A 24158-nucleotide genomic window follows, 5' to 3' on the forward strand; every position below is an offset into this window, starting at 1 on the left:
CTGAATTTATTCATGAATGCTGTCGTTATTGCGATTGCAGTGATGTTTTTATTATCACTGGCACGCGTTTCTGTCGTACTGACTTTAGTGGTTTCTGCCATTGTAGGCGGCCTCGTAGCAGGTTTAAGCCTTTCTCAAACCGTTGATGCCTTTAACGCTGGTCTTGGTGATGGTGCTGAAGTCGCACTTGCCTATGCAGTGCTAGGAGCATTCGCTCTAGCACTTTCAAAATCTGGTTTACCTGATTTACTTGCTCATAAACTTATTGGTTTGTTGGGAATGGAAGCGGGAAAAAGCCGTCAAACTAAAGTGAAATATCTACTATTAGGTATTTTACTTATTTCAGCTATTTTCTCTCAGAACCTTATTCCGGTTCATATTGCCTTTATTCCTGTACTCGTTCCGCCATTATTACGGGTAATGAACCATTTAAAGTTAGACCGTAGAGCCGCAGCCTGTGTGCTTACTTTAGGTTTGGTCGGAACTTATATTTTTCTTCCGGTTGGGTTTGGTGCAATTTTCCTTGAACAAATTTTGATGGGAAATATTAACAAGGTCGGTGCAGCGTACGGCTTACATGTAGAGCGTGGGATGATGTCAGTTGGCATGGCCATTCCAGTTTTAGGAATGGTTTTAGGTACTTTGGTTGCTGTATTTATTAGCTACCGTAAACCAAGGATTTATGCCGATCGCGCTATTACGCCAACTACAACGATTGATTTAGATAAGCCTCTTCGTGCAACTACTCAAGTCGAAACAGCTGACTTAAAAGCAGATGCTGAAGAGTTAAAGCATGAGGCAGAGCAGGCACCAGTGATTGCAAAGAAAACCATTTTTATGGCACTCCTTGCAATCGGTCTGACACTCGCTGCACAGCTCTATTCCGGGTCAATGATTTTGGGCGGTTTAGTCGGTTTTGCTGTTTTATCTACTGCTGGAATTTTTAAGTGGCAAGATGCAGATGATGTCTTTGTACAAGGCATGCGGATGATGGCCTTGGTGGGTTTCATTATGATTTCCGCTGCGGGCTTCGCATCAGTGATGACCCATACGGGAGATATTAATCAGCTAGTGAACGGTGTAGTCGATATTATTGGAGATAATCGTGCACTCGCAGCTTTCTTAATGCTATGCATTGGTTTATTTGTCACAATTGGTATTGGTTCATCTTTCTCAAGTGTACCTGTACTTGCTGTCATTTATGTACCTTTATGCGTACAGTTTGGATTTTCACCGTTAGCGACTATTGCCCTCATTGGGACTGCAGCAGCATTAGGTGATGCAGGTTCACCAGCTTCTGATTCAACCTTAGGACCAACAGCTGGTTTAGGTGTAGATGGGCAACACGATCATATTTGGGATACGGTTGTACCTACATTTATTCATTTTAATATTCCGCTATTAATTTTTGGCTGGATTGCTGCAATGGTTTTATAAATTTTTTATAAAATATTGAATGATTAACCTTCTTAATGATGATCTTTAGATTTAAATTAAGAAGGTTTTTTATTGATTAAATGAAAGATGTATTTAAAATAAATTATATTAAAATACTCAGAATTAAAAAGTATATTAAAATGGTTGGTAATATAAAATAATCTTGATTAATAGGGTTGGGTTTAAAACCAATTGAAATGGTTGGTTAATATATAATTTTATTTAAAACAGATATTTAAAAATAAACGATAAAATAATTTTATAATGAGTATTGCATGATTTTAAAATACATGTTTATTATAAATATAAATAAGTTTGGAGATATTAAAGTGTTCAAAAAAACTTTGGTTGTTGCATTAATGGGGATGTCTTCTTTTACTTTTGCTGGTAACTGGCAAGTTAAATTTGGTGGGAGTGTTATTGCTCCCTCAGAAGACACAACAACTCCTTTGGGTGTGGTAAAAGCAGATAATGAATATGCATTTACGCCATCAGTAGAATACTTTTTTGGTCAATCTCCATTTTCGGCAGAGTTATTATTAGCAACACCTATTAATCATGATGTATTGCTAGATGGGAAAAATGTAGCGCGTATTAAACAGTTACCGCCAACGATTACTGCCAAATACCATTTTAAAAACTCGACACGTTTCACACCATATATTGGTGTTGGTGCTACAGCATTTATTCCTTGGGATGAAGAAGGGGTAGCGGTAAAAGTTAAAGAAGATTTTGGTGTAGCGGGACAAGTTGGTTTTAACTTCCAACCTGCTGATGCTAAAAACTGGGGAGTATTTGTAGATGTTCGTTATATGGATATTAGTCCTGAAGTAACAATTGATCCTTCAGTTGCTAATTATAAGTTTGATTTAGATATTAATCCGTTTGTTTACACTTTAGGTTATAGCTATAAATTTTAAGCATAATAATAAATAGAACAATATAATAATAAACCTCGACTCAGGCACCTCACATATATTTTATGTGAGGTTTTTTTATGAGTTTTACTTGCACTAAAAAAAGCATAAAACAGACAGTTTTCTACACATCTTATGCATATTTTTTTCTAAACTAATTTTTATTCATTACAAAACATGGAAATAAAATCATGAACAAAAAATTAGCGATATGTTTGGCTGTTTTTAGTGGTATTGCTTTTACACAGAGTTTGCAAGCCGCAAGTTTCTCGTGTGATGCTGCAAAAACGAAAACGGAAAAAAGTATTTGTAAAAACCGTTCCTTAAATGATGCAGATGTAAAAATGGCAACAACCTATCAAATTGTTCTGCATGCTTTACCAATGGGCGGACGTGATAATCAAAAAGATGCTCAGCAGCAATGGCTGAAAAAAAGAAATGCTTGTGCGGCTGGTGTAAGTTGTATTGCTAAAGCTTATCAACAACGTCAAAAGCAGTTAGACACAATATTGCAAGATAGAGTGCTAAGCCATGGTCCATTTTAATTAGAGTAAAAATTTTTAATATTCAGGATTGAAAAATTCTAGAAGTACTCCATTCATAAAGCATTCGAGAACAAACAGACTTCAAAATTTAAGGAGTGATTTATGAGTGAACAAGCATCACAAAATTATAGTTTCCAAGCGGAAGTTGCACAGCTTTTACATTTAGTGACGCATTCTCTCTATTCTAACCCTGAGATTTTCTTACGCGAGCTTATCTCTAATGCATCAGATGCATGTGATAAGTTACGCTTTGAAGGAATTAATCATCCTGAATATTATGAAAATGATCCAGATTTACATGTAAGAGTCATTTTAAATAAAGAAGATAAAACGTTAACGATTTCTGATAACGGTATTGGTTTAAACCAGCAAGAGGCGATTGATAACTTGGGTACGATTGCGAAATCGGGTACTAAAGATTTCATGTCAAAATTGACTGGTGATCAAAAAGCAGATGCTCAGTTGATTGGTCAATTTGGTGTTGGCTTTTACTCAGGTTTCATTGTTGCCGATAAAATTACGGTGGAATCACGCCGTGCAGGTCTAGATGCATCTGAAGGGGTGTGTTGGATTAGCGGCGGTACAGGTGAGTTTGAAGTTCAGCAAATTGATAAGGCTTCACGTGGTACTGACATCATTCTTCACTTGCGTGATGATGCGCTTGATTATTTAGAATCTTATAAAGTTAAGCAGATCGTTAATAAATACTCTGACCACATTAGCTTGCCAATTGAAATGCAAAAAGAAGTTTGGCAGGAAGAAGAGGCGGCTGAAGGCGAAGAGTCTAAAGGCGGTCAAATGGTTAAAACTGGCGAGTGGGAAGCGATTAACTCAGCCAGTGCTTTATGGACACGCAACAAAAGTGAAGTGACTGAAGAGCAGTATATTGAGTTCTATAAAAACTTAACTCATGACTTTGGTGCACCACTAGCTTGGGCGCATAACCGCGTTGAAGGTAGTACCGAATATACACAGTTACTTTATATTCCAAGCAAAGCACCACATGACATTTTTACTCGTGAAGCCAAAGCGGGCATTAAGCTCTATGTGAAACGCGTGTTCATTATGGACGATGCAGATAATTTAATTCCAAATTATCTACGTTTTGTTCAAGGTGTGGTGGATAGTGCCGACTTACCGCTTAATGTAAGCCGTGAGTTGCTACAAGAAAGTCGTGATGTAAAAACGATTCGTGAAGGTAATGCACGCCGTGTATTAACTGTGCTTGATGGTTTAGCTAAATCGGAAGATGAACAAGACCAAGAAAAATTCAAGACCTTCTATAGTGAGTTTGGTTCAGTCATTAAAGAAGGCTTGGGCGAAGACTTTGGTAACCGCGAACGTATTTTAAAATTATTACGTTACGCGACTTCAACAAATGATGAAGTGACGACTTCTTTTGCTGACTATAAGGCACGTATGAAAGAGGGCCAAAAAGCCATCTACTATGTGACTGCTGACAGTTTAGCGGCAGCGAAAAACTCGCCTCAGCTTGAGTTGTTCAAGAAAAAAGGCATTGAAGTCTTATTAATGGCAGAGCGTGTTGACGAATGGGCAATGAACTTTGTTCAAGAGTTTGAAGGTACGCCATTAAAGAATGTTTCTAAAGGCGCGGTTGATTTAGGTGATTTGCAAGATGCTGAAGAGAAAAAGGCACTTGAGCAAGCAGCTGAACAATTCAAACCTGTTGTTGATAAGCTAAGTGATTCATTGAAAGCGAAAACCAAAGAAGTACGCGTAACCACGCGTCTGGTCGACTCTCCTGCGTGTTTAGTAACAAGCGAAGGTGAGTTATCACCTCAACTTATTCGCATGTTAAAACAAGCGGGGCAAGAAGTTCCTGAAATCAAACCAATTTTAGAAATTAATCCTGAACATCCATTAGTGAAAAAACTTGAAGGTTCAGAACATTTTGATGATTTGGCAAATGTGATTTTCGATCAGGCCGTTATTGCTGAAGGCGGTTTGCCTGAAGACCCGGCAGCTTATGTAAAACGTATTAACAGCTTATTGCTGAAATAATTCAGTATAAAAAAAGCCTCTGAACCTTCAGGGGCTTTTTTGTGGATAAAGAAAGAGTTATCCACAATTTGGTAATTTTTGACTAAAAATTAGCTTCTAGATTCATTTGAACGCTGAGTTGATGTCTCGGATCATCATCAATATGGTTAAAAAAATTAAGGTCATTTTGCATAAAAAGCCAATTTCGCCACAAAGGCTGGCGCCATGAAATGTAAGGTCCCCAGCTATTTAGTCGCATATCATTTTTGGTATATACGCCACCACTATAAACGCCGTAAGTCAGACTATTATCTTTTACAAACTCAAATTGTTGAAAAGTCCAATTTCCCCAGTTGTAATCTTCATTTTCGCCCTTGTTTACATTAAATTTATTAGAAAATAATGTGTTATCTTGCATTTTCTGCGTTAGGTTTAAGGTGGTTTCAGTGTAGTGCCGGCTGGTCGAACCGTAACGAAATATCTGTTCTGTATCCAAACTAATGTTATGCCTTAAATTCCATTTTTTTTTGGCCAAAAATTGTACATAGACATCACTTTCTGAGTTTGAACCTAAATCAAGATTATTTTCAAAAGGCATCCAGGTTGAAATGGTGGTCCAGCTTGCAGTGAGTGGATTAGTTGGTTCAATTTGATTTGATGATGCTTTCTTCTTTTTCTTACCTAAGGCTTTATAAGGGTGTTCAGGCTGGGTTGCACGCTTCCATAACGTATCATTTCCAAATACAGCCATAAGTTCTTGAATTAAGGTTACATCGGGTAAAGCATTATTTGTCTCTATTTCACAAGGAGAGAGTGCAAATGGCAGAGATAGTCTTTTTACTTTGCTGAGTTGGTTCGACGAGTAGGAATGTCGTCTTGAACGTTGGTGCTTTATAGAACTGTAAAAAAATTGAGTATGTGGAAGTAAAGCCAATACGCCCAGACTATAAATACAAACTAAGACAGTTGATCTGTAGTGAAATGAAAAAGAAGAGAATTGATTCATCGTTCAGAATAAAAAAGAATCAAAAATTAGAATAATATTTTACGAGGCTAAGCTTAAATTTTTATTTAAAAGTGTTTTATTATTCATCACCTTGGATGAAGGTTCCAAGGTGATGTTTGTAGGCTTAAAAAAGTGCTTCTAGACGTAAGAATGTGCTGACGAAATGGTTGCGATCTTCACGGTGGTCATTAAAGTAATTTACATCTCCCTGAACAAAGAACCATTCACGTAAAACGGGTTGACGCCATGAAACAAAAGGCCCCCAGCTATTTAAACGTAAGTCATTGTCGTTGTAATAACCACTGGTATAAATACCATAGTTAAAACGGTTATTTGCAAAGAAATTATGCTCGCGGAAAGTACGGTTTTCCCAAGCTAGATCATCATCTTGATCATCGGCGTAGGTCAGGCTGAACTGATTCGATAAAATCGGTTGGTTTGGTCTAGCATGTGTAAGTTCAAGATTAGTACGTAAGTAGTTTTCACTGTCTATGCCATAACGATAAATTTGCTCTGCATAAAATTTAAAATCATTACGTAATTGCCAATCTCTCGATGCTTTTAAACGAACGTAAATATCGTCTCCAGAACGAATACCTAAGTCAGCATCTGTTTCAAAAGGCAATTTTTTTGAGAAATCTGACCAACGTAATGCGATTGAACTGTTGTCATCTCGAGTTTGCTTACCATCTAGCTTCTTATTTGAATCTTGATTCGGGTTTTGGTTAATATTGGCTGGGCTATTATCAAATTCGTTATCTAGAGAGTCATCACCAAATACCACGCTTAGACGTTTTTCTAGAGTAGGTAGCTTAATCCTACCGCGAATTCTGGGCTTAATTTCAAAGTTATCGTATTCATTCCAATAGTTATCGACCATTACGCGAATAGTTGCTGTCGCAGGTTTCTTTGGATCAACTTCACCAAACCAGTTGTCAATTTTTTCAGAAGTACGATCGGCCCAATTACGAATGTTCTTTTGTTTACGGTCAACCCATGTTTGATCTTCTGTTTGTTCGGTAGGTGGAACAATAGGTTGATTGGACTGCTCTGGAAAAATGGTGGGGGTCGCGTCCACCCAACGTGGGATCTGATCTAGAAGATTCTCATCCGTTGTGGCTTCTGTTTGTACTCCAGAGCTTGAACCTTCTACCATTTGAGTTGAAGAAGTATGAGTTGCCTCTGCATGAGTTATGCACACCGAACCAAACCCAAGCGTTAAAAGTGCAAAAAGCTGCCGATAAGGAATTACGTGAAATGTTTTCATATCTATCTTTATGTTTTGTTGTTGTTTCCACTTTTGTTGATTTTTCTAATAAAATCAAGAGGGCGACACAAAAGTTAAGTAAATTTAACTTTTCTTACATATTTGAAATAAATTAAAAAGTTTAAGCTAGTAGCGATTATTTTTACATAAAAAAATCCCCCATTTAAGGGGGATGATAGATCAAGGAAACTTCAAATTCCGATCATTAAACACATAAAAAACAGAACATTACAGCGCGAATATTCTAAGCGGCAATGATAAACTGATTTTAAACAATTGGATAGTTCTTTTTTTAGAACGCTCTATTGCTAAAATGGTGATAAAACATACGATTTAATCACACTTTTAATTGTGTTGATTTATTTCTGTGGAATATCACATGATTCATCATTACAAACAGCCGCATCATCCTGTTCAACTTCTTCAGCATTTGCTTTGAGCTGTGCTTGCTCTAAGACGTTTAAAAAGACGTCACGTGGTTGAGCCCCTGCGAGCGCAATTCTTTGGTCAAATACAAAAAATGGCACGCCAGTAACATTTAACTGCTCTTTCGCAATTTTTTCGTCATGACGAACAAAGTCAGATAGTTCATTTGTATCTAATACAAATTCAACTTCGGCATTATCAAGGCCAATACGAGAAGCGATTTCTTCAACAACCTCACGTTCGCCAATTGCCAGGCCTTCGGTCATATAAGCATGGAAAAAAGCTTCTTTTGCTTGGTTGCCTAAACCTTTGCTTTGCGCAAGGTGAATAATACGGTGTGCATTGAAACTATTGCCAGAGTTAGCCTTTTGCCATTGGAAATCAATACCTTCAGAGGCAGCCATGGCTGCAATATTGCGCTCCATTTCTTCCATCTCTTCATAGGTACGGCCGTATTTTTTAGCCAAACGTTCTGTATTTGATGTGTCATGTTTTGCTGGCGCATCAGGATCTAATTCAAAGCTATGCCAGTGAACTTCAAGCTCAATACCTGCTTCAGCAGCTACATGTTCAAGGCGTTTTTTGCCGATATAACAGAAAGGACAAACTACATCAGACCAGACATCAACACGCATGGGAGAATCTCATAAATTTTAATTACCCATCATAATAGGGATGATGGATAAGGATTTAAAGCTTTGAATAGCGAATAGAGTGTTGCGTATTGTGAAATAAATGGCATATAAAGAAGATATAAGCTCTATTTCATAACTATAAAGAGCAAAACTATAAGAAGGGAAATAGGAGGTGTGTATGCGCCGAGTTTTGATTGCAATTGCAAGTCTGGTTGTTATCACGAGTATTATTTTTTTCACCTATCAACATATCAAACAACAACAGGCCAAAGACAGTAGCCAAATGTTTGATGTGGTCATGACTGAAAAAATGAATCAGCTTTATGACCAAGCACAAGACTGGTCTAAACCCGTCCAGCTCGATATTCACGATAAACGTTTAGCAGGTCACTATAAGCAAATTTCAGAATTTCTCTTAAGTTATTGGATTCAAAATATAAATGCGCGTAATGAATATTTAAGAGAATTAAAAGCAGCCAAGTGGGATACTTTTTTAAATGTTGATCGTTTAGATCTTGATAAAAAACAGAAGTATGTGGAAACAGAAAAAATGTTAGCCGATGTTCGTACGGCTTCAGATAAATATCAAACTCAATATGAAAAAATTCATAAAACTTTCTTAGCAAAAGTTCAGGAATTATCTGTGGATGCAGAGATGAGACAACTGCTGGAAATGAAATTGGGGTCTCAACAAAAGGCTGATCAAGATCACGCAATTTTTATGATTGAACTGCAAATTTTAGATAAAGCAGAAGAAATGTTTAAACTTCTAAAAAACTATCCATGGCAAAAGAAAGACCAAATGATTCTTTTTCATGAAAATGCTCAGGTCAAAAAATTTAACCAGCTTTACCAAGATGTTTTAAAGCTGAATGCAAAAGTTGAAAAAATTAAGAAAAGGAACGTAGCTGCATTAGAGGGAGATTTAAAAGAATAAATTGAACGTGAGCATCAAAATTTATAGATTGGTGCTCTCAGCTTTCCCTTTTGTTAAAAAAGATTGTAATAAACTTTGAGAAGATTGTAGTTTGATTAACTGCTGGGACACGTGCATGAGCTCAGTTTGCAGCTTTTCTTGAACTACTGAACATAGCGTAAATACGCGTTCATCTAAATCAAAACAAGGTAGCAAAGCCTGAATGTCTTTTAGATTCATTCCTGCATCATTTAATATTTTAATTTTCTTAATATTTTCAATATCTTTTTGCGTATAACTTCGATAGTTATTACTCGCCCGAAGAGGTTGTATAAGCCCTAAACTCTCATAATAACGCAGCATACGAGGGCTTACTTTTGTGAGTTCGGCAACTTTGGCAAGGTTCATAAAATAGGGTTGACCTTAACAGTGGTGTCATAGTTTAGCATGTTTATATCTTTCAAAATGGTACTTGTTCCATGATTAGAAAACTCATTTTATTGGTGTTATTCGGCTTCATGTCATTTGTTGCAAATGCCAAAATAATTGAACTTCGGGAGAACAACATGCGTCAAATATTTGTACTTCATGGTTATTCAGCCTCTATAGATGATCACTGGTTTTTAGACCTAAAACATCAAATAGAAGATGAACATACAACCGTTACTTTAATTCCATTTCCAGATTCTGAACATCCAGATGTAGATGCGTGGCAGAAGGTTTTAGACCAACATATCCCTACTGTGGATGAAAATACCTATTTTGTTGCACACAGTTTAGGGGTAATTACGTTACTGCACTTTCTGCAAAGACATGATTACCAAAATATTGGAGGAATGATTTTAGTATCCGGATTTTCTGGACCTATTTCAGATTTTTCCCCACTCGATGCTTATATAACAAAAAGCAAAGTCGATACGAGTTACTTTCATGACATAAAGAAAAAGCTTGTCTATTTGTCTGATAATGATGATTTGGTTCCACCAAAACTTACGATTCAATTGGCTAAAGAAATTGATGCGCCGTACATTACAGTGCCTAATGGCGGGCATTTTTTAGGGCGGGAAGGTTATACAACATTTCCGCAAGTCGTGAATTCTTTAAAAGAGATGTTAGAGAGGGAATAAAATTTATAAGATAAATCGCACTCTATAATCTGGACACTTTTGTTTAAGTTATAGAGTGCATTTATATAATTGGACTCTTCTAATAAATAAAAGAACCTTACTATTACATTAAAATTTTTAATTATATTTACCGTTTATCTGAGCCTTACTGAATCAAATTCGACTTTGTTGTAGCCTATTTATATATACTTTTAATTTAATCATCATCTTTTTAATTTGAATAGGGTGACTGATTTTTGGAGCAAGTTATGAACTTTCTAAAACAATCAGCCTTCATTGCTGTATTTGCTTTTATAGGGTTGCCGACTGTTCAAGCTGAAGAGGTCGCTACTTTACCAACAATTCGCGTTATGGCTGAATCTGAGTTACGTGAAGAGGTGGGATTTGTACCCTTTCAAGAAGATAAAAAAGTGCGTCAAGCTCTGCAACATCATGAGTATAAAACGCATTACGATATACAGAATGCTTTGGTGCCTGAAGGTATGACTACGGTAGATTATCAGCCAGTTATGGCACAGCCTGATTTGTCTCAATTTTCTCCATTCTTGCAACAATACATTTTAGCGGTAGCAGGTGGAATACAATCTTCTGATCCAACCAATGGTATCTTTGAAATGTTAAGAGATTTGAATATTAATCGAAGTAATGTCGATGCTTATCGTGAGGGTACGATGAAAGTGAATATTCAAGATATTAGAGATTTACAGCAGAAAATTAAAGATGGTCTTCAAGGCCATTAAAAAAATCCCCGCATTGAGCGGGGATTTTTTTATCTTGGTGTTAATTAAACACGTTCGATAATCGTTGCAATACCTTGACCAAGGCCGATACACATCGTCGCAAGACCGATTTGAGTATCTTGTTGTTCCATTACGTTTAACAACGTAGTGGTGATACGCGCACCAGAACAGCCTAGTGGGTGACCCAAAGCAATCGCACCACCATTTAAGTTAATGATGTCTTGCTTGTCATAAACGCCTAAGCCTTTCATTACTGATAAGCCTTGAGCAGCAAATGCTTCGTTTAACTCGATAGTTTGAATATCAGCCATCGTTAAACCAGCACGTTTAAGCGCTTTTTGAGTTGCTGGAACTGGACCGTAACCCATGATTGCAGCGTCGCAACCTGCAACTGCCATAGAGCGAATTACAGCGCGTGGTTTTAAACCTAACGCTTGTGCGCGCTCAGCAGACATAAGTAACATTGCAGAAGCACCATCAGATAAAGCTGAAGATGTAGCCGCAGTTACCGTACCGCCTTTTGGATCGAATACAGGGCGTAATGCTTTGAATGATTCAAGATTTGCATCTGGACGAATCACTTCATCGATGTCACAAAGGATTTTAAAACCATTTGCATCGTGGCCTTCAACACCAACGATTTCGTTTTTGAAACGACCTTCTTGTGTTGCAGCCCAAGCACGGCGGTGAGATTCAACACCAAATGCGTCTTGCTCTTCACGGCTAATGCCATTCATACGACCTAACATTTCAGCTGTTAAGCCCATCATGTTAGATGCTTTAGCGTAGTGTTTAGATGCTTCTGGGTTAAGGTCGATGCCATGCATCATACCTACGTGGCCCATGTGCTCTACACCACCAATAATGAAGATATCACCTTGGTTTGTTGCGATCTGTGCAGCAGCCGTATGAAGTGCTTGCATAGAAGAGCCACAAAGACGGTTAACAGTTTGACCTGCCACAGTTTTTGGTAGGTCAGCCAATAAGCCGATGTTACGTCCAATGTTCATACCTTGTTCTAGAGTCTGGTTTACACAGCCCCAGATCAAGTCTTCAACTTCATTGGTATCAAACTGGTTACGAGCAACGAGTGCACGAACTAATTCAGCAGATAAGCTGTCAGCACGTACATTGCGGAACATACCGTTTTTGGTTTTACCCATTGCAGAACGTACGCCATCAACGATGACAACGTCACGTGGATTTAAAGTAGCCATTCACGTTGCTCCTTAACCGTAGAATTTTTTGTTGTTAGCAGCCATGTCACGCAACATTTGTGGCGCTTCATAAGCCTTACCTAAGTGTGCATATTTGTTGCAAAGTGCAACGTATTCAGCAACACCTGTTTGGTCGATATAACGACATGGACCACCACGGAATGGAGGGAAACCTACACCCATAATCATTGCCATATCAGCTTCAGCTGCAGTTGCAACGATGTTGTCTTCTAAGCAACGAACTGTTTCGTTACAGAAAGCAAGCATCATGCGGTCAATGATTTCTTGGTTATCAAACTCGCGTTTTTCACCCGTTACGAAAGGAGCAATGATTTCATACGCTGTTGGATCAACAGTTTTTGCTTTCTTGCCTTTCTTGTCGAGTTCGTATTTATAGAAACCAACGTCATTCTTTTGACCAAGACGTTTAGCTTCGTACATTGCTTGGATTGAACCTTTGTAGTCTGGCTTCATACGGTCAGGGAAACCTTCAGCCATCACTTCTGCACCATGTACACCAGTGTCGATACCTACAACGTCGATGAGGTAAGCAGGACCCATTGGCCAACCAAACTTAGACATTACATTGTCAACTTGCTGGAAGTCTGCGCCGTCTTTTACAAGAAGGTCAAACGCACCAAAGTAAGGGAACAATACACGGTTAACCAAGAACCCTGGGCAGTCGTTTACAACGATTGGTGTTTTACCCATTTTTTGAGCAAGAACAACAGTAGTTGCAATCGCTTCTTCAGAAGTCTTTTCACCACGAATGACTTCTACAAGCGGCATCATGTGAACTGGGTTGAAGAAGTGCATACCTACAAAGTTTTCAGGACGTTGTAATGCTTTCGCTAAACGTGTAATTGAAATTGTAGATGTGTTAGACGCAATAATCGTATTTTCACGAACATGCTTTTCAGTGTCAGCAAGAACGATTTCTTTAACTTTTGGATTTTCTGTAACCGCTTCAATCACGATGTCGACTTCTTTAAACTCATCGTAGCTTAAAGTAGGGCGGATACGTGCAAGGGTTTCACCCATTTGTGCAGGTTTCATTTTCTTACGTTCAACTTGTTTAGTTAACAAGCTGTTCGCTTCTGACATACCTAGTGCAAGTTGTGGATTACCAATATCTTTCATGATAATTGGTGTGCCTTTGCTTGCCGCTTGGTAAGCAATACCACCACCCATAATACCAGCGCCAAGTACAGCTGCTTGGTTTACAGGGTGAGCACCTTTTTCATGTTTCTTAGCAGTTTTCTTAACAACTTGGTCATTGAGGAATAAACCAATCAATGCACCAGCTTGTGGAGTAATCGCTGCTTTAGCAAAACCTTCAGCTTCAGCTTTTAATGCTTCGTCACGCGCAAGGCTTGCACCCGCTTGTAATGAGTCAAGTAATAGTTTTGGAGCAGGGTATTGAGCCGGATTCGCTTTAGCAAGTACTGCACCTTTTGCTGTGTTGAACGCCATCATTTGCTCAAGTGGGTTCAATTTCACAGCATCAAGTTTTTCTTGACGTTTTGCTTTCCAGTTCAAACGACCAGAAATTGCTTGCTTAACTAAATCAGTTGCAGCATCAAGTAATTTATCAGCAGCTACAACCGCATCTACAGCACCATCTTTTAGTGCAGCAGCCGGTTTTTTCGGAGCAGCCATCGCCATCCATTCAACCGCGTTGTCGATACCGATAACACGGCTTAAACGTACGCTACCGCCAAAACCTGGGTAAATACCAAGTTTAATTTCTGGTAAGCCCACTTGTGCAGCTTCTGACATCACACGATAGTCACACACTAAACACATTTCAAAACCGCCACCTAACGCCATACCGTTAATAGCAACAACTTTTGGAATGTCTAAATCTTCAAAGCTATTGAAGATTTCGTGAACAGGCATAAGCCAGTCAACAATCGCTTTTTCACCTTGAGCGAAATTTTCACCAAACTCGGTAATGTCTGCCCCAACAATAAATGTTGATTTGCCAGAGGTAACAACTAAGCCTTTAATATCATTATTTGCTTTTACCGCAGCAATAGCAGCTTGGAAATCTTCAATTGTTGCACGGTTAAATTTATTGACCGACTCACCTTGTAAGTCAAAGCGGAATTCTGCAATTCCGTCCGAAAGCATTTGGACGGTAATGGCATTGCCAGCGTGGATCATGCCTGATCTCCTTGGTTTTGGAGGACTTCTAAATTGATGTTATGAAGCGTGTGCACAGCTTTGGTACACATTTATGCTTCGCTAATCTTACGATAACTATATCTAAAAAAAACCTGACAAGTTGTATCAAGCCGTGACGCAAGGGTCATCTTATTTTTTATTTAATTCATCTCTAGTAAATGCATAAAAGAAATCATAAAGATAGATGTAAACTAAAGTCATTTGTTTTAATTTAATTTTTCCTTTATAACGCATTGGAATTATCAAATTTTTATATAAAAACGATTAAGTTTTAAAGCTTAACTTTTTGTCAAAAAAGTCAATTGTTCAAGTCATAGCCTATAAAAGAAAATAGGAATATGCATAAATTTTAAGTTCTTAAAGTTATGGAAAAATAACGTATATTTATTTTTTTTATTTAAAGTATGATCTCTATCATTTGACTTAATTTTTTTACATTGGCTTTTTATAAGTCAATTTTGTTAAAATTTGCGCCAATTAAATAAACCTCCGGTTTCTATGACCTTAAATATAAGGTGAAGTTGCCCCAATCTTTTAAAAGAGTAGCAATATGATTAAGTGGATCATATTAGCGATTTTTGTGATATCAGCATTGTATATCCAACATCGCGGCAAAGTGCGTCACTCGTTTTATCGTCAATTTTTTGACCATTCAACCTTGCTCGCACCGATTAACTTTTTAATGTACATCTTTTCAAAGGTGCCGAATCAACCTTATATCGACACCCAGCATTTTAAAGATTTAAAAGTGTTGGATGAAAATTGGGAAATGATTCGTGACGAAGCGAAAGCTTTATATGATCAAGGTGGGATTAAAGCATCGAGTACTTATAACGATTTAGGTTTTAACTCGTTCTTTAAAACAGGTTGGAAACGTTTTTATTTAAAATGGTACGAATCAAGTCATCCATCTGCTGCTGAGCTCTGCCCAAAGACCACAGCTCTTCTTAAAACATTGCCGACGATTAAAGCCGCAATGTTTACTGAGCTTGCACCCGATAGCCGTTTGGTAAGACACCGTGACCCATATGCAGGTTCATTACGTTATCACTTGGGTTTAATTACACCAAATGATGACCGTTGTTTTATTGATGTCGATGGTGAAAGATACTCTTGGCGTGATGGCCAAAGTGTAGTGTTTGATGAAACTTATATTCACTATGCTGAAAATAAGACAGATCAAAACCGTATCATTTTCTTTGCAGATGTTGAACGTCCAATGAAAGTGAAATGGATGGAACGTTTTAACCATTGGTTCGGTCGTAGTGTGATGACCGCGGCAAGCTCACCGAATGAAACAGGTGATCAAACAGGCGGTTTAAATAAAGCTTTTGGTTATGTTTACCAAATTCGTATTAAAGCCAAAGCATTAAAAGCTAAAAATCGTAAATTATATTACTTTTTAAAATGGTTCCTGATGCTTGGGATTTTCTTCCTGATTTTTGTTCGACCATATGTATTTTAATTAAAGCGCCCGAAAGGGCGTTTTTTTATTTTGATTATTTTGATTATTTAAATAATTTGCATTTATTTTTTCGCACTTAAAAAGATGATTATTAGAGCGGATAGTATTTTTATTTAAAATTTTAGGTGAATTTTATATTAATTATTGGGATGATAATGCAACTGGTAAATATATACCTTTCTTGTACTTGATAAATTTAAAAATTTGCATGGAATATAAATGAATACGGTGATGAAACAAGCTTTAGTAATAACTACATTCAGCGCAGCAGTAATATTGACTGGATGTGGAAAATCTAAGCCAGAGCCAAAATCAAAAACAGATAAAGTTGAGACAATTTCGGATTGGAGCTGTACGCATCCTGAGAATTTGAATCAGATTCAAACCTCATTGAAAAAAGAGTATTTGAAACAAATCGAACGCAGTTTAAGACAAAGTCAATATCAGGTTGATGCGGATATCCTTAATAAAATTAATCAAGGGTTGAAGTTTGAAATTAAAAATATTCGCACTTTACCCTTAGAAGACGATAGTCAAAAAAATACACAATTAAGTTGTGAAAGCCAATTGGTCGTTTCATTTCCGAAAGGTTTACAACAACGTGCGGAAAAAGCATATATTGAAGAACAGCGCTACTCTGATGAAGAATCAGATATACTCAATGACCATTTTTCTAATAGTGATTCACCTTTGACCCTCGAACATGATCAATTGAAAGGTGACTTTTTCTATAACATCACGAAAACAGATAAAGAGGGTTTGGTGTTTAATTTGCCAAGTCAAAATACTGTGATTGAAGGAGTGGTTTTTGTTGCAACCAAAGCTGTGCAATATGCGGCTTATGTTGAAGAAAATCAACGTTATGAAAAAAGTCGTGTAGAGGATGATAAGCAATCTGCAGAAAATTATAATGCACAGACTGAATTGGCACAGAAAGCCATGGATGTTCGTAAAAAAGAATTGGATGCTGATAAAGCTAAGCAAGTAGAACGTTTAAATCAGAATTGGGATAAATTGAGTGCTGAGAAAAAAACTCAATTTAAACAAGATCAATCCGACTGGTTTGAAAAACGTGATGTTGAGTGTAAGGTACTGGCACAAAAGAGTGTTGATGATATTCCTGAAAAAGATTTAGAAACTTATCAGAAACAATCAAATTATTGGACTGCTGAAATGCGTCAGCAAAACCAAGAGATGCAATATACACAGTGCTTTACCCAAAAAACTATAGAGCGAACGGTTTATTTAAATAATTTAAATTAATCTGGAACTCTCTATAAATACTTGGTCAATCGTGTTTAAAATGGATGGGATTGACCAATTATAGGTAATTACTCTGACTTTTATGAGTGAGAGCTTTAACCCAGTAATTATAGATAAATGAATAGTTTTATTACGCCCGAAAGGGCGTTTTTTATGCTGTACAGTACTTAATATATTTTGTGACTCATTTCACAGTACTGGCAATTTGTTACAACTATTAAAAACCAATAAGCAATTTTGATTCTACAATGACGCGGTTTTTCCGAAGACTGGTTAGCGCAAGTAGGTTTTAAAATGGCTCATGCTCATCACGCAGTTCATGCACATGTTCATCATATCGCAGAGAGAAAAGAAGAAAGCTCTCAAGATGATTTAAAAATGAAAGTGATGTTAAGACAAGCAGCTCCGACGTCTGAAAAACATAAAAAATCTGATGCTAAAAGACAGCAATCTGAAGATCAAAATATTAATTTGCATAAGTTTTCAAGTAAGCTTGAAAGCATGTCGGCACAGCATAGTAAAGAAAAATGTGCCAAGAATATTCGTATTGCTTTACAAGCCGCAGGAGCCGATGTGTCTAAGCACCCAGTAGCTGCCTCTGATTGGGGGCATACGCTTGAGAAGAATGGCTATAAGAAAATTAAACCTGCTTTTAACCGTCCTCAAGAAGGTGATATCTATATTATTGAGCGGACAAGTGGCCACACATATGGTCATATTGCGGGTTATACGGGTAATGGCTGGTTCTCAGATTTTCGCCAAAAAACCTATGCGGTCTATAAAGAAAAAGATGTGAAATATAGCTACTATCGTCTCGATTCTTAAAATAGTACGACATAGTCTGTCGGGGCCTATCAAAATCTCTTTTCAAATTTGGCTTCTGGCACAGTAAAGCACTTGAAAAGTAGTGGTTAAAACATCACATTAGCTATTCAGTATTAAGCCATGTCTGCCGATAGTGAATCAAAACGCTCGTCCCCATATTGAAAAAATTTTAGCCCACATGACCCAACTTCCAGGCGTTTATAAAATGCTAGGGAAAGAGGGCGAATTGTTATATGTCGGCAAAGCAAAAAACCTAAAAAATCGGGTATCGAGTTACTTTGTTAAAACGATTGAGCATCCTAAAACTCAGGCTTTGGTTGCACGAATTTATAATATTGAAACTTTGGTGACTCGTTCAGAAACCGAAGCATTACTTTTAGAACAAAACCTAATTAAACAACATCGTCCGCCTTATAACATCATGCTGCGGGACGATAAGTCATATGTCTATATTTTTGTTTCGTCAGATAAGCCCTATCCTCGACTTGCGAGCGGTCGTGGCAAAGGGAAGCATCAAATTGGTAAGTTCTTTGGACCTTATCCAAGCGCCTATAGCGCTCGCGATACTTTACTGGTTTTACAAAAGCTTTTTAATGTTCGTCAGTGTGAAAATAGCTACTTCTCACAGCGCAAGCGCCCATGTTTGCAATATCAGATCAAGCGTTGCTCTGCACCTTGTGTAGGCCTGATTTCACCCGAAGATTATAAAGAAGACGTTAATAACAGTATTCGCTTTTTGCAGGGTGACACCAAAGAGTTAAATCAAGAGCTCATTGCCAAAATGGAGCAAGCCGCGGCTGAACTCGAATTTGAAAAAGCTGTTTTTTACCGTGACCGATTGTCTTTGCTTCGTGAAGTTCAAGCACAACAAGCTGTTTTTAAGGTTAAAGGTGAAGCGGATATTCTGGCAATTGCATATCAGGCTGGCGTGACATGCGTACAAATTATGTATGTACGCAATGGGCGAATGTTGGGAGGTAAAAGTTATTTCCCAGACATGCTTGGCGATGATCTTGGTCAAATGCTCAGTGACTTTATGGCTAACTTTTACTTTCAGGTTGCAGATGAAGTTCCAAATGAACTCATTGTGAATATTGCTTTACCTGACCGTAAAGAGTTAGAAGAAGCATTGGCACAGCAGTTTGGGAAGAAGGTCCAAATTAAGAGTAGTGTGCGAGAAACTCGTGCGGAGTGGCTAGAGCTTGCTGAAATGAATGTTCAACATGCCATTAAGGGGCAGTTGAGTAATCATTTAGAACTCAATGAACGTTTTCATCAGTTAGAACAAGTGATTGGACGACCCGTCGATCGTATTGAATGCTTTGATATTAGTCACACCATGGGTGAAGCTCCAATTGCATCATGTGTGGTGTTTGACCAAGGTGGTGCTCGTAAGCGTGATTACCGCCAATTTGCCATTCAAGATATTACTGGTGGCGATGATTATGCTGCCATGCGCCAAGCCTTAACACGACGTTATAAAAAAGCCATATTGCCTGATCTGTTGTTGATTGATGGCGGTAAAGGTCAACTCCACATGGCGATGGATGTCATGCAAGAGCTTGGGCTAGATGCTTTTATGGTGGGGGTATCGAAAGGTGAAGGGCGTAAACCAGGGCTTGAAACCCTACATTTTACTGATGGCACGAAAATTCAATTACCAGAAGACAATAAAGCATTGCACTTGATTCAACAGGTGCGTGATGAAGCCCATCGCTTCGCAATTACTAAACACCGAGCTAAACGTGATAAACGTCGTAGTACATCAGTTTTAGAAGCAATTCCGGGGTTGGGACCGAAACGCCGTCGAGATTTATTGACTCATTTTGGTGGGATCCAAGGTGTTTTGAAAGCTTCAGAAAAAGAGCTCACACTTGTGCCTGGTTTTGGTGAGATGATGGCCAGAACAATTTATAAAATTCTCCATGAATAATCATGCGAATAATGTGAGTGACAAAATAATTCGCCAATTACTAAATGATTGACCATTCACATTCCAATCAAAATGATGAAAGATATTTCCTAATAACACTTTCGTTTTAGGGGAAGGAATGTCATTACTGCGAATATTTGAAGAAATAAAAGAAAAGGAATGGATTGAAATACCTGAAGGATGGTTACAAGGCCGCACGGTTTTTGGTGGTTTTGTTGCAGGGTTGTTGATGCAAAAAGCATGTTCAAATATTCACGACCCAAATAAAAGATTATTAAGTTGTAGTATTACTTTTGTTGGCCCTGTACAGCAGGGACCTGCCCAATTGACTATTGAAATTTTAAGGGAAGGAAAGTCGGTCACTACGCTTGAAACCCGTTTATGGCAAGATGGCGCGGTACAAACTATTTTGGTCGCAAGCTTTGGTGTGCCTCGCACTTCGACTATTGAAGTACGCCAAGAACCTATGGTTCCAGTATATGCACAGCCAGAAGACTTACAGCCTCTTCCTTTTGCTAGACAAATGCCAGAATGCTATCAACATTTTGATGTATGCTGGGCAGAAGGTCATTATCCTGTTACAGGAAGTCAGTATGCTGACTTTGGAGGATGGTCAAGATTTTCCCCAGAGAAGCATGAAAATCGTCAAATGACTTTGCCAGATTTAATTGTTCTGATGGATATTTGGCCACCTGGTGTATTGCCGATGTTTAAACAAGTTGCTCCTGCAAGTTCTTTAACTTGGCACATCACCTATGTGCATCCGATCCAGCATCAACTATGTGACTGGTTTAAATATAAAGTGGTAACTGAATATGCTGGTGAAGGTTATTCCACAGAATATGCGCATTTATGGGATCAAAATGATCATTTAATTGCAATTTTACGGCAAACTGTTACGGTATTTACCTAAGCAGTCTACTTCCTCGATTCATATATTTCGTATAAAGTGGCTGTTACAGATAGATACAATATTGAAGAATGTATTTTTGTCTGTTACAAGATGCTTGAAGACTAAATTGGCGGTGTTTATGACCACAGGGCGAATCCTGAATATCCCAAATATCCTAACTTTGGCGCGTATCGCGCTTATTCCTGTATTTTTGGTGATTGCGTATTGGCCGCCTGCAATGGGTATTGGTGAGCATGAAGGAAGTATGAGTCGTCATATTATCTTGACTGCAATTTTTGTGTTTGCTGCTATTACCGATTGGTTTGATGGCTATTTGGCACGAACTTTAAACCAGACTTCAGCATTTGGCCGTTTTTTAGATCCAGTTGCAGATAAGCTTATGGTGGCGGCAGCACTGATTGTTTTGGTGCAATGGAACCCGACCATATCAATGGCTTTTGCTGCAATTGTCATTATTTCAAGAGAGATTACAGTTTCTGCTTTGCGTGAGTGGATGGCAGAACTTGGCGCAAGAACGAGTGTGGCTGTATCGACAGTAGGTAAATATAAAACAGCTTTTCAGATGATTGCCATCAGTGTGTTTTTACTTAATTGGCAGCCTTTAGAAATGCTGGCATATGCCTTGTTATATACCGCTGTGATTCTTACTTTATGGTCAATGTTTATTTACCTAAGAGCCGCTTGGCCTTATTTAAAGCAACCTTAATTTCAGATTGAATGATTAAGCCTTTCTATAATGAAAGGCTTTTTTATTTTCGGATAGTGCAAGAATCGGGTCGTCACCGAGCTTTAGGTACTTTAATGTAAGATATAAGTGCTAAGGAGGTGACACATGCAAATGCTTTCTTCTCGGCAATTTGCTGTAATTGCCACTGTAATTGAATATTTATATGAACATCTGGACCAGCAACCTAGTCTGGATGATGTTGCGAGTCATATGAATTTAAGTTCAGGTTATATTCAACGCCAGTTTCAAGAATGGGTAGGTATTAGCCCGAAAAAATTTGTTCAATATATGAGTTTGCAGCAGGCTAAATATTATTTATTACAGCAACGCAGCTTATTAGAGACTGCTTTAAACACGGGTTTGTCTGGTACTGGCCGTTTACATGATTTGTTTATTCAGCTTGAAGGCATGACGCCTGGTGAATATAAACAGCAAGGTGAAGGGGTTATACTTAATTATTCGATTGAGGCAAGCCCATTTGGTGAGTTGTTGGTTATAAGCAGCGAAAAGGGAATATGTTCTGTTCGCTTTATCAATACTCGTGAGAATATCGAAGAAATAATTAAACAGCAGTTCCCTAAAGCTCAATTAAAAAATCAATCGCCGATTTGGCATCAACAAGTTGCACAGTGGTTTGATCAAGATTTCTCAGAACACTTACAGCGGAAACTTCCGCTTAATTTGGCTGGAACTCCATTTCAATTGCAAGTCTGGGAAGCGTTACTGACCATTCCAGAAGGGCAATTGCGGACCTATCAAGATATTGCAGAGCAAATTGGCAAGCCTAAGGCTGTCAGAGCTGTTGCTACAGCAATTGGACAAAACCCGATTGCATATTTAATTCCTTGCCATCGGGTGATTCGTGCAACGGGTATGGTCGGAGAATATCATTGGCAAAAGGGGCGTAAATTGGCATTGTTAGCCTGGGAGATGTCAAAGCAACATGGAGAGACCGCATGACCTTGGATTTATTTGCTCCAGAGCCTTGTGAGAATTTATTACCCTACGATGGTGAAGTTCAGGACTATGGTTGTATTTTAAGCCCAGAAGAAGCTGAACAATATTTTCACTATCTTTACCAACATCTCGCGTGGAAACATGACGAGGCTAAGTTGTATGGCAAGCACTTTATCACCCCCCGAAAAGTGGCATGGTATGGGGATAATTATTATCAATATAAATATTCGGGTGTCATTCGTGATTCTTTGCCTTGGGATCGAGCGCTTGCCAAACTCAAACAATTGGTAGAACAGCGAGTTTCAGAAAAATTTAACTCGTGCTTGGCAAACCTTTATGAAGATGGAACACAAGGTATGGCTTGGCATAGTGATTCGGATGTTTCTTTAGCGAAAACCACAACGATTGCATCTTTAAGTTTTGGAGCTACCCGTAAATTTTCTTTTAGACACATTCAAAGTAAAGAAAAAGTTGAATTGTGGCTACAACCCGGCCAACTCATCGTGATGCGTGGTGAAACGCAACAACATTGGCAACATCGTTTAAATCGCTCAACAAAGATTTTACAGCCGCGTATTAATCTTACTTTCAGGCAGTTTCAGTTTTCATAACTTTCATTAAAAATTGGGCAAGAAAAAAGCCCATGATGGCAACATGAGCTTATTCCTCTGAGGGGGATGCTTCTATTGATGAGCTGCTGATGAAAAGAATCATCAATAAGAGCTAAAATCATAATATGAGAATATTGTGATCTATTCAATGCATTAAAATGTAAGAAAAGGTTAAATTATCATAAAGTCGGGTTTTAAATTTCACCTTTTTCAGATAACTCCATAAAACGTTGTTCAATAAGTGCTGCATTTTCTTGCAAAATTTCGGTGAGCTTTTCAACATTTAAAAAATCAAAACGATTTTTAGAAGCAACTAAAGTTAAAGCTAAAGGCACCTCTTTGTTCGAAAAACGAACTGGAACGGCAAGGCCAGAAACATTCGGGTCAATCTCACCTTGTGAGAAATAGAACCCTTGTTTTTTAATTTTACGCATACGCTGAATAAAGCTTGGTTCATCTTCAGCAAAACCTGATTGTTTTAATTCTTGCTGGTAACGATGATAGTAGTCTTGCATCCGTTGTTTACTTAAATGCGAAACCATCGTTTTTGGAGATGACCCCACGTAAATAGGTCTTGGGCAGCCTCGGCCATATGACAGTAATTCGGTGTCTTTAAATATTTCATGGTGAATATCAATGCAATAGTCATCATTTAAATAGGTGAGCAAGCAGCACAGTTCGGTACGCTCCACAATGTTTCGCATAAATGGTGTGCTGATTTGAACTAACGGATCAGTAGTTCGGGAAATATAGTCAAGAACTGCAATTTTTGAGCCTAAGGTATAATCGCCAGACGTTCCATTAATGCGTTTTAATAGATCGGTAGACACCAGTTCTTTCAGATAACGGTAACTGGTTGGTTTAGACAAGCCAAGTTCTTCGCAAATAATATCGACATTAATTATTGGACGCGAAACTGAAAATAGGTCCAGTACGGTTAAAATTTTGCCAAAACTTGAAATTGCCATAGCGTCTTGTTCGTATCCTTTAACAAAGAGTCATGTTTGAGTTCTTATAACAGAAAAAAAGAAAATTTGTCTCAA

23 protein-coding genes are annotated in these 24158 nt (G+C 38.0%); 16 read left to right on the forward strand and 7 right to left on the reverse strand.

Annotated elements, in window-relative coordinates; genetic code table 11:
* The first annotated feature begins 12 nt into the window (after window positions 1-12).
* From ACPF64_RS05785 to htpG, 4 genes are all read left to right on the forward strand, one after another.
* Window positions 13-1437, forward strand: a complete 1425-nt coding sequence (locus tag ACPF64_RS05785) for a Na+/H+ antiporter family protein (RefSeq protein ID WP_426455795.1) — start codon at window positions 13-15, stop codon at window positions 1435-1437.
* Between the two features lie 329 nt (window positions 1438-1766).
* The gene (locus tag ACPF64_RS05790) at window positions 1767-2357 is read left to right on the forward strand and encodes an OmpW/AlkL family protein (RefSeq protein WP_426455796.1); all 591 of its coding nucleotides are present in this window, start codon (window positions 1767-1769) and stop codon (window positions 2355-2357) included.
* A gap of 188 nt (window positions 2358-2545) precedes the next feature.
* Entirely contained in the window at window positions 2546-2899 is a 354-nt protein-coding gene (locus tag ACPF64_RS05795) for a lysozyme inhibitor LprI family protein (protein WP_426455797.1), read from the forward strand.
* Window positions 2900-3001: 102 nt separating this feature from the next.
* Window positions 3002-4921, forward strand: coding sequence for a molecular chaperone HtpG (gene htpG, locus ACPF64_RS05800; RefSeq protein WP_426455798.1), 1920 nt, complete (start codon window positions 3002-3004; stop codon window positions 4919-4921).
* A gap of 82 nt (window positions 4922-5003) precedes the next feature.
* On the opposite strand, the gene ACPF64_RS05805 is transcribed toward htpG, so the two are convergent.
* From ACPF64_RS05805 to ACPF64_RS05815, 3 genes are all read right to left on the reverse strand, one after another.
* Window positions 5004-5906: a selenocysteine synthase gene (locus ACPF64_RS05805; RefSeq protein WP_426455799.1), complete on the reverse strand. Its 903-nt coding sequence runs from the start codon at window positions 5904-5906 to the stop codon at window positions 5004-5006.
* 124 nt (window positions 5907-6030) lie between these two features.
* The gene (locus ACPF64_RS05810) at window positions 6031-7173 is read right to left on the reverse strand and encodes a hypothetical protein (protein ID WP_231764193.1); all 1143 of its coding nucleotides are present in this window, start codon (window positions 7171-7173) and stop codon (window positions 6031-6033) included.
* A 359-nt stretch (window positions 7174-7532) separates the two neighbouring features.
* The gene (locus tag ACPF64_RS05815; RefSeq protein WP_017391393.1) at window positions 7533-8234 is read right to left on the reverse strand and encodes a DsbA family oxidoreductase; all 702 of its coding nucleotides are present in this window, start codon (window positions 8232-8234) and stop codon (window positions 7533-7535) included.
* 178 nt (window positions 8235-8412) lie between these two features.
* On the opposite strand from ACPF64_RS05815, the gene ACPF64_RS05820 reads away from it, so the two are divergent.
* Window positions 8413-9171, forward strand: coding sequence for a hypothetical protein (locus tag ACPF64_RS05820; protein WP_311085318.1), 759 nt, complete (start codon window positions 8413-8415; stop codon window positions 9169-9171).
* Window positions 9172-9192: 21 nt separating this feature from the next.
* On the opposite strand, the gene ACPF64_RS05825 is transcribed toward ACPF64_RS05820, so the two are convergent.
* Window positions 9193-9558, reverse strand: coding sequence for a MerR family transcriptional regulator (locus ACPF64_RS05825; RefSeq protein WP_426455800.1), 366 nt, complete (start codon window positions 9556-9558; stop codon window positions 9193-9195).
* A 71-nt stretch (window positions 9559-9629) separates the two neighbouring features.
* Between ACPF64_RS05825 and ACPF64_RS05830 the strand changes: the two genes are divergently transcribed.
* Window positions 9630-10277 (forward strand): RBBP9/YdeN family alpha/beta hydrolase, encoded by a 648-nt coding sequence (locus tag ACPF64_RS05830; protein ID WP_426455801.1) that lies wholly within the window; start codon window positions 9630-9632, stop codon window positions 10275-10277.
* Between the two features lie 248 nt (window positions 10278-10525).
* The gene (locus tag ACPF64_RS05835; protein ID WP_426455802.1) at window positions 10526-11017 is read left to right on the forward strand and encodes a hypothetical protein; all 492 of its coding nucleotides are present in this window, start codon (window positions 10526-10528) and stop codon (window positions 11015-11017) included.
* Between the two features lie 44 nt (window positions 11018-11061).
* On the opposite strand, the gene fadA is transcribed toward ACPF64_RS05835, so the two are convergent.
* Window positions 11062-12234, reverse strand: a complete 1173-nt coding sequence (gene fadA, locus ACPF64_RS05840) for an acetyl-CoA C-acyltransferase FadA (protein WP_004640802.1) — start codon at window positions 12232-12234, stop codon at window positions 11062-11064.
* Between the two features lie 12 nt (window positions 12235-12246).
* Window positions 12247-14400 carry a fatty acid oxidation complex subunit alpha FadB gene (gene fadB / locus ACPF64_RS05845; RefSeq protein ID WP_017388496.1) on the reverse strand — a complete coding sequence of 718 codons (2154 nt, stop codon included), beginning with the start codon at window positions 14398-14400 and terminating at the stop codon, window positions 12247-12249.
* A 571-nt stretch (window positions 14401-14971) separates the two neighbouring features.
* Here fadB and lpxO point away from each other — a divergent pair.
* From lpxO to ACPF64_RS05890, 9 genes are all read left to right on the forward strand, one after another.
* The gene (lpxO, locus tag ACPF64_RS05850) at window positions 14972-15886 is read left to right on the forward strand and encodes a lipid A hydroxylase LpxO (protein WP_003654540.1); all 915 of its coding nucleotides are present in this window, start codon (window positions 14972-14974) and stop codon (window positions 15884-15886) included.
* A 100-nt stretch (window positions 15887-15986) separates the two neighbouring features.
* The gene (locus ACPF64_RS05855; RefSeq protein ID WP_426456108.1) at window positions 15987-16109 is read left to right on the forward strand and encodes a hypothetical protein; all 123 of its coding nucleotides are present in this window, start codon (window positions 15987-15989) and stop codon (window positions 16107-16109) included.
* Window positions 16106-17149: a DUF1311 domain-containing protein gene (locus ACPF64_RS05860; RefSeq protein ID WP_198079121.1), complete on the forward strand. Its 1044-nt coding sequence runs from the start codon at window positions 16106-16108 to the stop codon at window positions 17147-17149. Before ACPF64_RS05855 ends, ACPF64_RS05860 begins: the two co-directional genes overlap by 4 nt.
* 294 nt (window positions 17150-17443) lie before the next feature.
* Entirely contained in the window at window positions 17444-17974 is a 531-nt protein-coding gene (locus tag ACPF64_RS05865; protein WP_198079120.1) for a CHAP domain-containing protein, read from the forward strand.
* Window positions 17975-18107: 133 nt separating this feature from the next.
* The gene (gene uvrC / locus ACPF64_RS05870) at window positions 18108-19907 is read left to right on the forward strand and encodes an excinuclease ABC subunit UvrC (RefSeq protein ID WP_004640818.1); all 1800 of its coding nucleotides are present in this window, start codon (window positions 18108-18110) and stop codon (window positions 19905-19907) included.
* 118 nt (window positions 19908-20025) lie between these two features.
* A complete protein-coding gene (locus ACPF64_RS05875) occupies window positions 20026-20820 on the forward strand; it encodes a thioesterase family protein (protein ID WP_426455803.1) in 795 nt (264 codons plus the stop codon).
* A 118-nt stretch (window positions 20821-20938) separates the two neighbouring features.
* Window positions 20939-21526, forward strand: a complete 588-nt coding sequence (gene pgsA / locus ACPF64_RS05880; RefSeq protein ID WP_005037212.1) for a CDP-diacylglycerol--glycerol-3-phosphate 3-phosphatidyltransferase — start codon at window positions 20939-20941, stop codon at window positions 21524-21526.
* A gap of 126 nt (window positions 21527-21652) precedes the next feature.
* Window positions 21653-22507 carry a methylated-DNA--[protein]-cysteine S-methyltransferase gene (locus tag ACPF64_RS05885; RefSeq protein WP_426455804.1) on the forward strand — a complete coding sequence of 285 codons (855 nt, stop codon included), beginning with the start codon at window positions 21653-21655 and terminating at the stop codon, window positions 22505-22507.
* Window positions 22504-23115, forward strand: a complete 612-nt coding sequence (locus ACPF64_RS05890) for an alpha-ketoglutarate-dependent dioxygenase AlkB family protein (protein WP_426455805.1) — start codon at window positions 22504-22506, stop codon at window positions 23113-23115. Before ACPF64_RS05885 ends, ACPF64_RS05890 begins: the two co-directional genes overlap by 4 nt.
* Window positions 23116-23309: 194 nt before the next feature.
* On the opposite strand, the gene ACPF64_RS05895 is transcribed toward ACPF64_RS05890, so the two are convergent.
* Window positions 23310-24083 (reverse strand): IclR family transcriptional regulator, encoded by a 774-nt coding sequence (locus ACPF64_RS05895; RefSeq protein ID WP_003654555.1) that lies wholly within the window; start codon window positions 24081-24083, stop codon window positions 23310-23312.
* Window positions 24084-24158 lie beyond the last annotated feature (75 nt).

Source organism: Acinetobacter sp. KB005, assembly GCF_049949095.1.
Taxonomy (GTDB): Bacteria; Pseudomonadota; Gammaproteobacteria; order Pseudomonadales; family Moraxellaceae; genus Acinetobacter; species Acinetobacter calcoaceticus.